This window comes from Streptomyces coeruleofuscus, from assembly GCF_039532725.1.
Lineage (GTDB): Bacteria > Actinomycetota > Actinomycetes > Streptomycetales > Streptomycetaceae > Streptomyces > Streptomyces coeruleofuscus.
This window is the reverse complement of the sequence record NZ_BAAASE010000003.1, coordinates 44,573-56,950: the sequence shown is the minus strand read 5'-3', so window position 1 is coordinate 56,950 and position 12,378 is coordinate 44,573. Positions and strand designations below refer to the sequence as shown.

Below are 12,378 nucleotides of genomic sequence, written 5' to 3'. Positions count from 1 at the left end.
CGCGATCACCCCCGGGCCAGGCAAAGCCGTCAGCCGTCAGCCGTCAGCCGTCTCCGGCCACCACGTACCCGGGCACGGACGGCCACCGGACCGTCAGCACCACCGACTCCTCCTCGGCGAACCAGGAGTGATCGACCCCGCGCCCCCACACGACGTAGTCCCCCTGCCGCTCCAGCAGGACGCTGCGGCCGGGGAGTTCCACCCGGAACCGCCCGCTGACGAGAACCAGCAGCGCGGTCCGCTCCTCACCCCGCACCCACTGCGACCGTTCGTCGCCCGCCGGGTGGACACCCCACTTGACCTCGACGGCCTCGCTGTGGCGCGGATCGCCGACGCCCTTGAAGTGCCCGAGGAGCCAGCCCCGGTCCAGCGCCGCGTCCTCGCCCGCGTTGCCCACGTACACACCGTCATCCACGTGGCCGGACGCTAGCAGCCGCGTTGACCTGCCAACGCCCGCCCTAGTACGGCGCCCGGAAGTTGATGTACCCGAGCAGCAGGATCACCGCGGCCACACAGCCGAGCACCACGACCGTCGACACCCACGACGAGCGCGACCGACGACCGGACCCCCTGTGGTCGGGCTCGGGCCGGAAGGGCACGGGTCCGGGCGGATCGTGCTTCCAGCGCGCGGCGAGCATACGGGCCCGCGCGGAGGGCTCCTTGTGCTCGGCGCTGTCCGCCCATCTGAGGTCGAACTCGCGCTCCTGGCCGTCCTGTTCGTGCTCGGGCATTCCCTCTCCACCCCCGTGTGGGTCCTGCCAGCAGAATAGAACAAACGACCGCGCCCTCGCTGTCCGAACGGACAGCGAGGGCGCGGTCGTGGTGTCTCGATCAGGCGTCGATCACACGTCGAAGTAGAGCTCGAACTCGTGCGGGTGCGGACGCAGCTGAAGCGGCGCGATCTCGTTCGTGCGCTTGTAGTCGATCCACGTCTCGATCAGGTCCGGCGTGAACACGTCGCCCTGGAGGAGGAACTCGTGGTCGGCCTCGAGGGAGTCGAGGACGGCCGGGAGCGAGGTCGGGACCTGCGGGACGCCCGCGTGCTCCTCGGGAGCCAGCTCGTACAGGTCCTTGTCGATCGGCTCGGCCGGCTCGATCTTGTTCTTGATGCCGTCCAGGCCCGCGAGCAGCAGCGCCGAGAACGCCAGGTACGGGTTGCCGGAGGAGTCGGGCGCGCGGAACTCGACGCGCTTGGCCTTCGGGTTCGAGCCCGTGATCGGGATACGCATGGCCGCGGAGCGGTTGCGCTGCGAGTAGACCAGGTTCACCGGCGCCTCGAAGCCGGGGACCAGGCGGTGGTACGAGTTCACCGTCGGGTTGGTGAAGGCCAGCAGCGACGGGGCGTGCTTGAGGATGCCGCCGATGTAGTAGCGGGCGGTGTCCGACAGGCCCGCGTAACCGGCCTCGTCGTAGAAGAGCGGGGAGCCGCCCGTCCACAGGGACTGGTGGACGTGCATGCCCGAGCCGTTGTCACCGAAGATCGGCTTCGGCATGAAGGTCGCCGTCTTGCCGTTCTTCCACGCCACGTTCTTCACGATGTACTTGAAGAGCTGGAGGTCGTCGGCGGCGGCGAGCAGCGTGTTGAACTTGTAGTTGATCTCGGCCTGGCCGGCGGTGCCCACCTCGTGGTGCTGGCGCTCGACCTGGAGGCCGGCGCGGTTCAGCTCCAGGGAGATCTCGGCGCGCAGGTCGGCGAAGTGGTCGACCGGCGGGACCGGGAAGTAGCCGCCCTTGTAGCGGACCTTGTAACCACGGTTGTCCTCGAGGGCGCCGGTGTTCCAGGCGCCGGCCTCGGAGTCGATGTGGTAGAAGGACTCGTTCGCGGTGGTCGCGAAGCGGACGGAGTCGAAGACGTAGAACTCGGCCTCGGGGCCGAAGTACGCCGTGTCCGCGATACCGGTGGAGGCCAGGTAGGCCTCGGCCTTCTTCGCCACGTTGCGCGGGTCACGGGAGTACTGCTCGCCCGTGATCGGGTCGTGGATGAAGAAGTTGATGTTCAGCGTCTTGTCACGGCGGAACGGGTCGACACGGGCGGTCGACAGGTCCGCGCGCAGCGCCATGTCGGACTCGTGAATGGCCTGGAAGCCGCGGATGGACGAGCCGTCGAAGGCCAGCTCCTCGTCCGCGTCGAACGCCTCAGCAGGCACCGTGAAGTGCTGCATCACGCCCGGCAGGTCGCAGAAGCGGACGTCGATGAACTTGACGTCCTCGTCCGCGATGAACTTCTTGGCCTCGTCGGCGTTCTGGAACATCCAGCTCCTCCTACTCCCGACCGTCCCGCCGGGGTGGTAGTTCGTTCGTGCGGCCAGTGCGGGTGGCACACGCTGACCTCGACCCTAGGGACGGGTGGTTTCTCGGGCGTGACTCATTTGTTTCGCACAAGTTAACCGGCTCACCTTCCACCGTAGCCCCGACGCACCCCGCCGTGCCCTGGTCATTTCCGGGCGCAGTACCGTGGACGGGTGGACAACAGGCAAGCACTCGGATCGTGGCTTTCCGGGCCCCGCGCGGCGGCGGAAGAGGCCGGTGTCGACTTCGGATACCGGGGTGAGCAGCTCGGTCTGCCCGAGGAGGGACCCGGCTCGATCGCCCGCCCTGGGCGGCGGCTCGGCGCCCTCGCCGTGGACTGGGGCCTGAGCCTCCTGATCGCATACGGTCTCATCACCCAGAGCTACAACGAAGCGGCCCAGATCTGGGCGCCGCTCATCATGTTCGCCCTGATGGTGCTCACGGTCGGTACGGTCGGCTTCACGCCGGGCAAGCGGCTCCTCGGCCTGCGGGTGCTCGCCCTGGACACCGGACGCGTCAGCCCGTGGCGCGCGGCGCTGCGCACGGTCCTGCTCTTCCTCGCGATCCCCGCCCTGATCTGGGACCGCGACGGCCGGGGCCTGCACGACCGGCTGGCGGGCACGGTCGAGGTCCGCATCTGACACGCGCGAACGGGCATGAACGCACGAACGGGCATGAACGAACGGACATGAGTGAAGGGGCGGCCGGATCACTCCGGCCGCCCCTTCACTCATGTGGTGTGCGGGTTGTCAGCGCGCCTTCGGCCCGCCGCCCTTCGGCATCCGCATGCCCTTGGGCATCGGCCCCTTCGGCAGCGGCATGTTGCTCATCAGGTCGCCCAGGGCACGCAGCCGGTCGTTCGTGGCGGTGACCTGCGGGCCGGTCAGCACGCGGGGCAGCTTCAGCATGGTCGTGCGCAGCTTCTTCAGCTCGACCTGGCCCTCGCCCGTGCCCACGACCAGGTCGTGCACCGGGACGTCCGCGACGATGCGGTTCATCTTCTTCTTCTCGGCCGCGAGCAGGGACTTCACCCGGTTCGGGTTGCCCTCGGCGACCAGCACGATGCCGGCCTTGCCGACCGCGCGGTGCACCACGTCCTGGTTGCGGTTCATCGCCACCGCGGGGGTCGTCGTCCACCCCCGGCCGATGTTGTCGAGCACCGCCGCCGCGGCACCGGGCTGGCCCTCCATCTGCCCGAAGGCGGCCCGCTCGGCCCGGCGCCCGAACACGATCGCCGTCGCGAGGAAGGCGAGCAGGAGGCCCAGGATGCCGGCATAGATGGGGTGACCGATCAAGAAACCGATCGCGAGGAAGACACCGAAGGTGACGATTCCGACTGCCGCGAGTACAAGACCGATCTTCGTGTCGGCCCTGCGGGTCATCTTGTAGGTCAGGGCGATCTGCTTCAGTCGCCCGGGGTTCGCAGCGTCCGCTGCGGTTTCCTTCCTCGCCATGACCCGAAGTCTACGTGGCCCCACAAGCGCCTTCGACGGCAGTGTCCGCGGGAGCGCTCGCGGGGAAGGGGGGCGGGCCTCAGGGGTGGACGGAGAGGGACCGGGAGAGGGACTGATCGAGGACGCGCTGCGCCTCGACCCGGTCCTTGGCGCGACGGCGGTCCTCCAGCACGGAGGTCCAGGCGTTGCGGCGGGCGGTGCGCTGACCGCTGCTCAGCAGCAGCGACTCGACGGCACGCAGGGCGGTGGTGAAGGACGGAATCGCGGTGGCGCGAACGGGCGCGGCCTGCATGGGTGAGGTCCCCCCTCGGGAGCGGTGTACGTGCTGTGAGTTCAGCGTCACTGATTGGTGTTACCAGGGCATGACCGGCCGGTCAAACACCCATGAAGCCCTGGTTGGAAACCGTCGAACGGCGACGCGGTCCTGACATGTGCCCTCATCTGCGAGGACGGTCAGGACCGCGTCAAATCGGTCACTACCGGCGGGTAGTCTCTTGTGCGCGAATTCACACGCTTGTCGGACCCTTTATCGGGAAGGGCGGTGACGGTTCGTCAGACCGCCTGGGCCGCGATGCGCGCGTCCCGCTGCTCCATGGCCATCTGGTAGAGCCGCCCGGCACGGTACGAGGACCGCACCAGCGGGCCCGACATCACACCGGAGAAGCCGATCTGCTCGGCCTCCTCCTTCAGCTCCACGAACTCGTGCGGCTTGACCCAGCGCTCCACCGGGTGGTGGCGCACGGAGGGCCGCAGGTACTGCGTGATGGTGACCAGCTCGCAGCCCGCCCCGTGCAGCTGCTTCAGCGCCTCGCTGACCTCCTCACGGGTCTCGCCCATGCCGAGGATGAGGTTCGACTTGGTGACCAGGCCGTAGTCGCGGGCCTCGGTGATGACCTTCAGGGAGCGCTCGTAGCGGAAGCCGGGGCGGATCCGCTTGAAGATCCGCGGGACCGTCTCGACGTTGTGCGCGAAGACCTCGGGGCGGGAGGAGAAGACCTCCTCCAGCTGCTCCGGGACGGCGTTGAAGTCGGGCGCGAGCAGCTCGACCTTCGTCCGGCCGGCCTCGCGGTTCGCCGTCTGCTGGTGGATCTGGCGGACGGTCTCCGCGTACAGCCAGGCGCCGCCGTCCTCCAGGTCGTCGCGGGCGACGCCGGTGATCGTGGCGTAGTTCAGGTCCATGGTGACCACGGACTCACCCACGCGGCGGGGCTCGTCGCGGTCGAGCGCCTCGGGCTTGCCCGTGTCGATCTGGCAGAAGTCACAGCGCCGGGTGCACTGGTCGCCGCCGATGAGGAAGGTGGCCTCGCGGTCCTCCCAGCACTCGTAGATGTTGGGGCAGCCGGCTTCCTGGCAGACCGTGTGCAGGCCCTCGCTCTTCACGAGGTTCTGCATCTTGGTGTACTCGGGGCCCATTTTCGCCCGGGTCTTGATCCACTCGGGCTTGCGCTCGATGGGGGTCTGGCTGTTGCGGACCTCCAGGCGCAGCATCTTGCGTCCGTCGGGTGCGACTGCGGACACGACCGGCTCCCTAGCGATTGATTCTTCGGCGCCCTCAAGGGTACGCCCGTTGATTTGAAAGCCTGTGTGGGTGCCAGCCCCTCCACAGCCCGTTTTATGCCGCCGGTGCCTTCTCGATCTCCCGGGGCTTCAGCTCGGCGTTCTCCAGGACGTCCCTCAGGTGCCGCTCGACGACCGGCAGGACCTCCTCGATCGTGACGTCGCGGCCCAGTTCGTTGGCCAGGGAGGCGACCCCCGCGTCACGGATGCCGCACGGGATGATCCGGTCGAACCACTTGTTGTCCGGGTTCACGTTGAGCGCGAAGCCGTGCATGGTGACGCCCTTGGCCACGCGGATGCCGATGGCGGCGATCTTGCGGTCCTCGCGGCGCTGGCCCGCGTTGGACGGCGCGTACTCCGGGCCGTTCAGGCGCGGATCGAACTCCTCGTCGTGCAGCCGCGGGTCGAAGTCCAGGGCCAGTCCGCCCAGCGCCGGGCGCTGCTCGACCGGGTCGCCCAGGACCCACACCCCGCTGCGGCCCTCGACGCGGGTGGTCTCCAGGCCGAATTCCGCGCAGGTGCGGATCAGGGCATCTTCGAGGCGGCGTACGTGGGCCACGACGTCCACCGGGCGCGGGAGCTTCTGGATCGGGTAGCCCACGAGCTGGCCGGGGCCGTGCCAGGTGATCTTGCCGCCGCGGTCCACGTCGACGACCGGCGTGCCGTCGAGGGGCCGCTCGTTGTCCGCCGTGCGCCGTCCCGCCGTGTAGACAGGGGGATGCTCCAGGAGCAGCACGGTGTCGGGGACCTCGTCCGCGAAGCGCGCCGCGTGCACCCGGCGCTGCTCGTCCCACGCCTCCTGGTACTCGACGGCCTCGTCACCGAACCCCATGCGGACGAACCGCAACCCACTCACGGCAAGCGCCTCCCTCGGACGGGTGTGTCAGGCACCTATCGCGCCCAAGCCACTGTACGTCCGGCCCGGACGCGTCAGTCCTGGGGTCAATCCTCACACGATCGGATGAATGTCCGGGAAAATGTGTGATGGAGTGCTTACTCTCCGCTACATTCGCGCCGTCCAGCAAGCCAAAAGGCCTGCTCACAGGCAATCCGGCAGATCACCCACACCGGAAGGCAGGAGACCGCACCGCACCATGACGGAACGACCCGCGCAGCGCACCCCCAACCGACAGCTCGCCGCGCTCATCGCAGAAGCGGGGTTCTCCAACGCGGGTCTCGCCCGTCGCGTGGATCAGCTCGGTCTCGAACACGGGCTGGACCTGAGATACGACAAGACATCCGTCACCCGGTGGCTGCGCGGCCAGCAGCCCAGGGGCACCACGCCCGCGCTGATCGCGGAGGTCTTCACCCGGCGCCTGGGCCGCCGCCTCACCGCCCAGGACCTCGGCCTGGACGCCTGCGCGCCCGTCTACGCGGGGCTGGAGTTCGCGTCCACCCCCGAGGAGGCCGTCGACATCGTCAGCGGGCTGTGGCGCAAGGACTCCGGCAGCCACGCCGAGCTGCGCAAGATCGCCTTCACGCCGGCCGGGCTCGTCGTGCCGAGCCGGGACTGGCTGATCGGCCGGGCCGACGAGAAGGTGGCCCGCGGTGAGCCGCCCGCCGCCCGCATCCCGGCCCAGGGCCGCGCAGCCCTCCGGCCCCCGGCCGAGCAGGGCGTGCCGTCCCTGCCCCGCCAGCGGGGGCAGATCGAACGCGGACCCGGCCAGAAGGTGACCGCCGGCGACATCGCCGCCCTGCGCTCGGTCGGCGAGCTCTTCCGCACCCTCGACGACGCCTACGGCGGCGGCCACGCCCGCCAGGCCCTCGTGCGCTATCTGGAGCACGAGTGCGAGCCCATGCTGCGCGGCACCTACGGCGAGCAGACCGGCCGCCGGCTGTTCGCCGCCGCCGCCGACCTGACCCGGCTCGCGGGCTGGACGTCGTACGACATCGCCGCGCACGGCCTCGCCCAGCGCTACTTCGTGCAGGCGCTCCGGCTCGCCCAGGCGGCCGGGGACCGGACGTACGGGGCGTACGTGCTGGTCACCATGAGCCGGCAGGCCGTCTACCTCGGGCACGGGCGGGAGGCGGTGCAGCTCGCCCGGGTGGCCCAGCAGGGCGTCGGCACCTCCGGCCCGCCCGTCGTGCAGGCCCTGTTGCACGCCTCCGAGGCACGCGGACACGGCGTGCTCGGCGAGGTGCGGGCCTGCACGGCCGCACTGGTCCGTGCCGAGCGCGCCCTGGAGACGGCCCGGCCCGGGGACGACGTACCGCACTGGGCGAAGTTCTTCGACGAGGCACAGCTCGCCGACGAGTTCGGGCACTGTCACCGGGACCTTCAGCAGTTCCGCGCCGCCGCCCAGCACGCGGAACGCTCACTCCAGCTCCGTGCCCCGTCCTACGCCCGCAGCCGCCTCTTCTGCCGCGTCGTCCTCGCCACCGCCCGCCTCGGCCTCGGCGAACTCGACCAGGCCTGCCAACTGGCCGCGGAGGCGGCGGGGCAGGCGGCGGAGATGCGTTCGGTGCGGGCGGTGGAGTACGTGAGGGACTTCGAGCGACGACTGGAGCCCTACAAGGACGCCGCCCCGGTGCGTACTTACCGCGACAAGGTAGCGGCCCTTGGGTAGAGGCCCTGAGGGGCGCGGGGAACCGCGCGAACAACCCCCATGCGCCCGCACCCGACGAAATACCTATGCAGCCCGGGGCACGGTCGGCACAGGGTCGGCAACATGCATGGACCGCCCCGCCCCCAAGTCCGCCAAAATCGCCGCAGACGCCCGATGCCCAGAGTGCAGAGCACCCTGAACCGTACTGGTGTCCCGGTGATCCCCACACACATACAGCCCCGCGATCAACCGCACCGGCCGCCGCAGATCATGCGGCGGCCGCATGGCCGGCACAGCCTCAGCCGTCTGGTACACACCCAACGTTTCCCACCGAGCCGTCGACACCCCGTACAGCCGCGCCAGATGCATTCGCACGGCCGTGTCGACATCCCCCGGCGGCCGCCCCAGCACGGTCGACGACACCAGCGCCCGCCCCTCCGGAGCACGGGACGGATCGACCCGGCTGACCACAGCCGTATGCGCGACCGGCCCACCCAGATCCGCGTCGAGCAGCAGCGACGCCCCCGTCCCCGGCGGCTCGTCGGTCGTGTGGTGCACCACCGTCACCGGGTGGAAGTCCGGCACCCGCAGCCCGGGCAGCAGTTCCGCGGCGGCCCTGGCACCGGTCGCCACCAGGACCGCCCGGCAGCGGATCTCGCCGTGCTCGGCGGTGGTCACCGAGGTCGTGGAGACGGAGGTGACGCGCACGCCGGTGTGCACGGTGCCCGGCGGCAGTGTGCCCGCCAGCAGCTCCGGCAGGGCCTCGGCGCCGCCCTCGGGCAGGCACAGCCGGCCACGCGCGAAGGCGCGCAGCGCGAGGTCCGCGCACCGGCTGGACGTCGTCAGGCCCGGGTCGTACAGCAGAGCGGCGAGCAGCGGACGCAGGAAGCCGTCGATCGTCCGGGCGGGCAGCCCACGGGCCGCCAGGGCCTCGCCGGCGGGCAGCTCCGGGCGGGCCAGCAGCCGTTCGGCCGGTGTGCCCGCCAGCCGGGTCAGGGCGGCTCCCAGGCGGGCCTGGTCGACCGCCGTGCCCAGCGGGGCACCGGACCGGCTCCGGGGCACGGAGACCTGCCGTCCGGGCACCGCCACCGGCCTCCTGGGCGGCCTGGGCGCGGACGGCGACCGGGGGGCGCTCGCCAGGGCGCGCACCGCGTGTAGTGCGCCCCGTGCGCCCCCTGCGCCCGCCTGGACGCCCGCGCGATGGTGGCGTCCGTCGCCGTGCAGCAGGACACCGGGCGCGAAGGGGCGCAGCACGAGTCCGCCGAGGCCGGGTGTCAGTCGTAGTTCCGGGTACGCCGTGGACAGCAACTGGCCGATTCTGTCGAGCCGGAAGCCGTCGACCTTCTCCGTCGCCATGCGGCCGCCCGCCCCGTGGGCGGCCTCCAGGACCATGGTCGTCACTCCTGCGCTGGTCAGCCGGTGCGCGGCCGAGAGTCCGGCGACCCCGGCCCCCACGACGACCACGTCCGCCTGGTAAGCGGGCTCAAGCACGTGCCCCTCCTCGAGGTTGCGCGGGCGCTGGAGACGTCATGCCCTCAACAGGCCCCAGGGATACGCGAGTTCTGGTCGAGAGTAGGGCCGCGATCGGTCAGGGGGAGTCGCGCATCGGCAGGGCACGGTCGCACAGCGGTCGCATTCGGAGGTCTTCTGGGCGTGAAGTGGTCACAGAGGGCTGGTGTGCGGCGCGGAGAGCTGTCTCGGAACCGTCGGTCGCGGTCTCGGGGCCCGTCACAACGCCGCCCGGATCGCCCCCTCGATCTCCGGGAAGGCGAACCGGAACCCCGACTCCAGCAGTCGCGTCGGCAGGATCCGGGCGCTGCCGAGCACGTCCCCGGCCATCTCGCCGAGCACGCTCCGCAGAACGGGCGCGGGCACGGCGAACAGCGTCGGGCGGTGCAGCACGCGCCCCATCACGGCCGTGATCTCACGGTTCGTCAGGGGATTCGGGGCGGTGATGTTGAACGGCCCGGACAGGCCGTCGGTGTCGACGAGATGCCGGATCGCGGCGACCTCGTCGTGCAGCGCGACGAACGACCAGTACTGCCGCCCGTCGCCCATCCGCCCGCCGAGCCCGGCCCGGAACAGCGGGAACAGCCGCCCCCAGGCACCGCCCTCACGGGACACGACCAGCCCGGTCCTGGTGATCACCGTGCGCACGCCGGCCTCCTGGGCCGGTGCGGTGGCGGCCTCCCACTCCACGCACAGCTCGGGCAGGAAGCCCGCGCCCGCCGGCGCGCTCTCGTCGACGGGCCGGTCCCCGGTCTCGCCGTAGTAGCCGATGGCGCTGCCGTTCACGAGGATCCGCGGCCGGTCCTTCTCGTCCAGCGAGGCGACCGCCCGGGCGAGCGCCGCCGTGCCGTTCACCCTGCTGTCGCGGATCCGCTGCTTGTAGGCGTCCGTCCAGCGGCGGTTGCCGACCCCCGCGCCGGCCAGGTTCACCACCGCGTCGCACCCGGCGAGCCCGGCCGCGTCCGCGCGCCCGCCCTCGGGATCCCACCGGACCTCGTCCGCCGCCCGGGGCGCACGGCGCACGAGGCGCACCACCTCGTGCCCGTCCGCGGCCAGGGACCGCGCCAGGGCGCCGCCGATGAGACCGGAGGCGCCGGCCACTGCGATACGTGAGCGTTCCATGGGCCCATCCTGCCCGGCAGCCGCCTGAATTCCCTGTCGGGCCACGGTCCTGCGACCTAGGGTGACGCCCATGCCCGAGCCCAGCGAACTCCGTATCCGCACCGCCGTGCCCGATGACGGCGAAGGGCTGGCCCTGCTGGACCGTCTCGCGTGGTCGCACCTGCACGCGGTGATGCCCCGGCCGCAGCCGCCGTACCCGCCGTTCTTCAGCGAGCGGCACACCCCCGGGGACTGCCTGGTCGCCGAACTCGGTGACCGCCTGGCGGGCTACGTACATCTCGGCTTCCCGACGCCGGTCGAGGCGAACCGGCACGTCCGGCAGATCCAGGGCCTCGCCGTCCCGGAGGAGGCGCGCGGCCGGGGTGTCGGGCGGGCGCTGGTCCGGGCCGCCGTGGACGAGGCCCGCCGGCGCGGCGCCCGCCGCCTCACCCTGCGCGTCCTCGCCCACAACATCCCCGCCCGGGGGCTCTACGAGGCCGAGGGATTCGTGGTGGAGGGGATCCTGCCCGAGGAGTTCCTGCTCGACGGGACGTACGTCGACGATGTGCTGATGGGGCGCTCCCTCTGAGCCCGGGCTACGACTCGGCCAGCTCGCCCGTGTCCACCGGTGCCGTCGCGCTCGCCGCGCGCTCGGCGTCGGAGGAGACCTCGGCCGCCGTCAGTACGTAGCCCGTCTCGGCGTCCGAGGTGGAGCGGGCGAAGACCACGCCGAAGACCCGGCCGTCCGTGGTGAGGAGGGGGCCGCCGGAGTTGCCGGGGCGGACGGTGGAGCGGATCGAGTAGATCTCGCGGGTGACCGTGTCGTCGTTGTAGATGTTCTGGCCCGTCGCCCGGACCCGGTTCGCGACCGTCGCCGCCTGGAGGTTCAGGTCGCCGTCCTGCGGATAGCCCGCGACGACCGCCGAGTCGCCGCGCCGGGCCTCGTCGTCGAAGCGGAGCACGGGCGCCTTGAGACCCGGCACGTACAGCACGGCCACGTCCTTCTGCGGGTCGAAGAGCACCACCCGCGCCTCGTACGTCCGCCCGACCCCGCCGATCTGCACGGTCGGCTCGTCGATGCCCGCCACCACGTGGGCGTTGGTCATCACGTGCTCCCGCGCGTACACGAACCCGCTGCCCTCGCGGCCCTGGGTGCCCGCGACGCCCTCGACCTTGACCGTGCTCAGCTTGGCGGCGTTGGTGGCGGCCGCCGTGACGCTGTCGCCGGAGGGCTCGGCGACCTCGGCGGTCGACTCGTTCTCGAACGGGTTGAAGACCTGCGGGAAGCCCGCCTCGGTCAGCGCGGACGTGGCCCCCGAGAACCAGGCCGGCGTGGTGTCCGGCATCGTCCGCTGCACGGCGCCGAGCAGCCGCGAGTCCCGGATCGCCGAGGTGACCAGCGGCGACGAGGAAGCGCCCAGGACACTCGCGGCCACCCACGCCACGATCAGGACCGCCACCGCGTTGGCCACCGCCCCGCCGATCCCGTCCGCCACGCGAAGCGGCCCCCGGTCCAGCTCCCGCCGCAGCCTGAGCGCGAGGCGCCCCGCCAGCTCGTGCCCCACCACCGCCGGGAGCAGCACCGTGAGCACCGCCGTCACCGTCGCGCGCGTCGTGGCCGGCGGCACCAGGTCCATCACCCACGGCAGGATCCACACGCCGACGACCGCACCGCCCACGAAACCCGCGAGCGACACACAGCCGGCCACCAGCCCGCGCCGGTAGCCGGATGCCGCGTAGGCCAGGACGACCAGCAACAGCAGGATGTCGAGCAGGTCCACGCAACGCCGCCTTTCTGTCGGAACCCCCAGGGGGCGTTCGCAAGTCCCGCACAGTACCCACGGCGCCCGGCACGCACCCTCGCCGCACCGAGGGCACGCACCGAACACCGCGGGCACCGCACAGGACTTGCAAACGCCCCC

At 71.4% G+C, this 12,378-nt stretch carries 13 protein-coding genes; 3 read left to right on the top strand and 10 right to left on the bottom strand.

Annotation, left to right across the window (positions count from 1 at the left end; genetic code table 11):
* Nucleotides 1–43 precede the first annotated feature (43 nt).
* From ABFX81_RS11580 to glnA, 3 genes are all read right to left on the bottom strand, one after another.
* On the bottom strand, nucleotides 44–415 hold the full coding sequence (locus ABFX81_RS11580) for a cupin domain-containing protein (protein ID WP_086855191.1): 372 nt from the start codon (nucleotides 413–415) through the stop codon (nucleotides 44–46).
* 43 nt (nucleotides 416–458) lie between these two features.
* Nucleotides 459–731 (bottom strand): SCO2583/SCO2584 N-terminal domain-containing protein, encoded by a 273-nt coding sequence (locus ABFX81_RS11575; protein WP_086855190.1) that lies wholly within the window; start codon nucleotides 729–731, stop codon nucleotides 459–461.
* Nucleotides 732–842: 111 nt separating this feature from the next.
* On the bottom strand, nucleotides 843–2,252 hold the full coding sequence (glnA, locus tag ABFX81_RS11570) for a type I glutamate--ammonia ligase (RefSeq protein WP_086854677.1): 1,410 nt from the start codon (nucleotides 2,250–2,252) through the stop codon (nucleotides 843–845).
* 210 nt (nucleotides 2,253–2,462) lie between these two features.
* Here glnA and ABFX81_RS11565 point away from each other — a divergent pair, with 210 nt between their 5' ends.
* Nucleotides 2,463–2,930, top strand: a complete 468-nt coding sequence (locus tag ABFX81_RS11565) for an RDD family protein (RefSeq protein WP_086854676.1) — start codon at nucleotides 2,463–2,465, stop codon at nucleotides 2,928–2,930.
* A gap of 108 nt (nucleotides 2,931–3,038) precedes the next feature.
* On the opposite strand, the gene ABFX81_RS11560 is transcribed toward ABFX81_RS11565, so the two are convergent.
* From ABFX81_RS11560 to lipB, 4 genes are all read right to left on the bottom strand, one after another.
* Entirely contained in the window at nucleotides 3,039–3,743 is a 705-nt protein-coding gene (locus tag ABFX81_RS11560) for a DUF4191 domain-containing protein (protein WP_346138009.1), read from the bottom strand.
* A gap of 79 nt (nucleotides 3,744–3,822) precedes the next feature.
* Nucleotides 3,823–4,035: an SCO2195 family GlnR-regulated protein gene (locus ABFX81_RS11555; protein ID WP_346138008.1), complete on the bottom strand. Its 213-nt coding sequence runs from the start codon at nucleotides 4,033–4,035 to the stop codon at nucleotides 3,823–3,825.
* A gap of 260 nt (nucleotides 4,036–4,295) precedes the next feature.
* Nucleotides 4,296–5,261, bottom strand: coding sequence for a lipoyl synthase (gene lipA, locus ABFX81_RS11550; protein WP_086854488.1), 966 nt, complete (start codon nucleotides 5,259–5,261; stop codon nucleotides 4,296–4,298).
* A gap of 94 nt (nucleotides 5,262–5,355) precedes the next feature.
* Nucleotides 5,356–6,156 (bottom strand): lipoyl(octanoyl) transferase LipB, encoded by an 801-nt coding sequence (gene lipB, locus ABFX81_RS11545; RefSeq protein WP_086854487.1) that lies wholly within the window; start codon nucleotides 6,154–6,156, stop codon nucleotides 5,356–5,358.
* A 238-nt stretch (nucleotides 6,157–6,394) separates the two neighbouring features.
* Between lipB and ABFX81_RS11540 the strand changes: the two genes are divergently transcribed.
* Nucleotides 6,395–7,867: an NsdA family TPR-like regulatory protein gene (locus ABFX81_RS11540; protein WP_086854486.1), complete on the top strand. Its 1,473-nt coding sequence runs from the start codon at nucleotides 6,395–6,397 to the stop codon at nucleotides 7,865–7,867.
* Nucleotides 7,868–7,930: 63 nt separating this feature from the next.
* Here the strand turns inward: ABFX81_RS11540 and ABFX81_RS11535 are convergent, their stop codons facing one another.
* Nucleotides 7,931–9,337: an FAD-dependent oxidoreductase gene (locus ABFX81_RS11535; RefSeq protein ID WP_086854485.1), complete on the bottom strand. Its 1,407-nt coding sequence runs from the start codon at nucleotides 9,335–9,337 to the stop codon at nucleotides 7,931–7,933.
* Between the two features lie 237 nt (nucleotides 9,338–9,574).
* A complete protein-coding gene (locus ABFX81_RS11530) occupies nucleotides 9,575–10,477 on the bottom strand; it encodes a TIGR01777 family oxidoreductase (protein ID WP_086854484.1) in 903 nt (300 codons plus the stop codon).
* A 70-nt stretch (nucleotides 10,478–10,547) separates the two neighbouring features.
* Here ABFX81_RS11530 and ABFX81_RS11525 point away from each other — a divergent pair, with 70 nt between their 5' ends.
* Nucleotides 10,548–11,045, top strand: coding sequence for a GNAT family N-acetyltransferase (locus ABFX81_RS11525; RefSeq protein ID WP_086854483.1), 498 nt, complete (start codon nucleotides 10,548–10,550; stop codon nucleotides 11,043–11,045).
* 7 nt (nucleotides 11,046–11,052) lie between these two features.
* On the opposite strand, the gene ABFX81_RS11520 is transcribed toward ABFX81_RS11525, so the two are convergent.
* A complete protein-coding gene (locus tag ABFX81_RS11520; protein WP_193506159.1) occupies nucleotides 11,053–12,237 on the bottom strand; it encodes a MarP family serine protease in 1,185 nt (394 codons plus the stop codon).
* Nucleotides 12,238–12,378 lie beyond the last annotated feature (141 nt).

Coding starts and splice junctions, on each gene's coding strand:
- ABFX81_RS11560 (WP_346138009.1), bottom strand. CDS start 3,743: ATGGCGAGGAAGGAAACCGCAGCGGACGCTGCGAACCCCGGGCGACTG.
- ABFX81_RS11540 (WP_086854486.1), top strand. CDS start 6,395: ATGACGGAACGACCCGCGCAGCGCACCCCCAACCGACAGCTCGCCGCG.
- ABFX81_RS11575 (WP_086855190.1), bottom strand. CDS start 731: ATGCCCGAGCACGAACAGGACGGCCAGGAGCGCGAGTTCGACCTCAGA.
- glnA (WP_086854677.1), bottom strand. CDS start 2,252: ATGTTCCAGAACGCCGACGAGGCCAAGAAGTTCATCGCGGACGAGGAC.
- ABFX81_RS11525 (WP_086854483.1), top strand. CDS start 10,548: ATGCCCGAGCCCAGCGAACTCCGTATCCGCACCGCCGTGCCCGATGAC.
- ABFX81_RS11555 (WP_346138008.1), bottom strand. CDS start 4,035: ATGCAGGCCGCGCCCGTTCGCGCCACCGCGATTCCGTCCTTCACCACC.
- ABFX81_RS11530 (WP_086854484.1), bottom strand. CDS start 10,477: ATGGAACGCTCACGTATCGCAGTGGCCGGCGCCTCCGGTCTCATCGGC.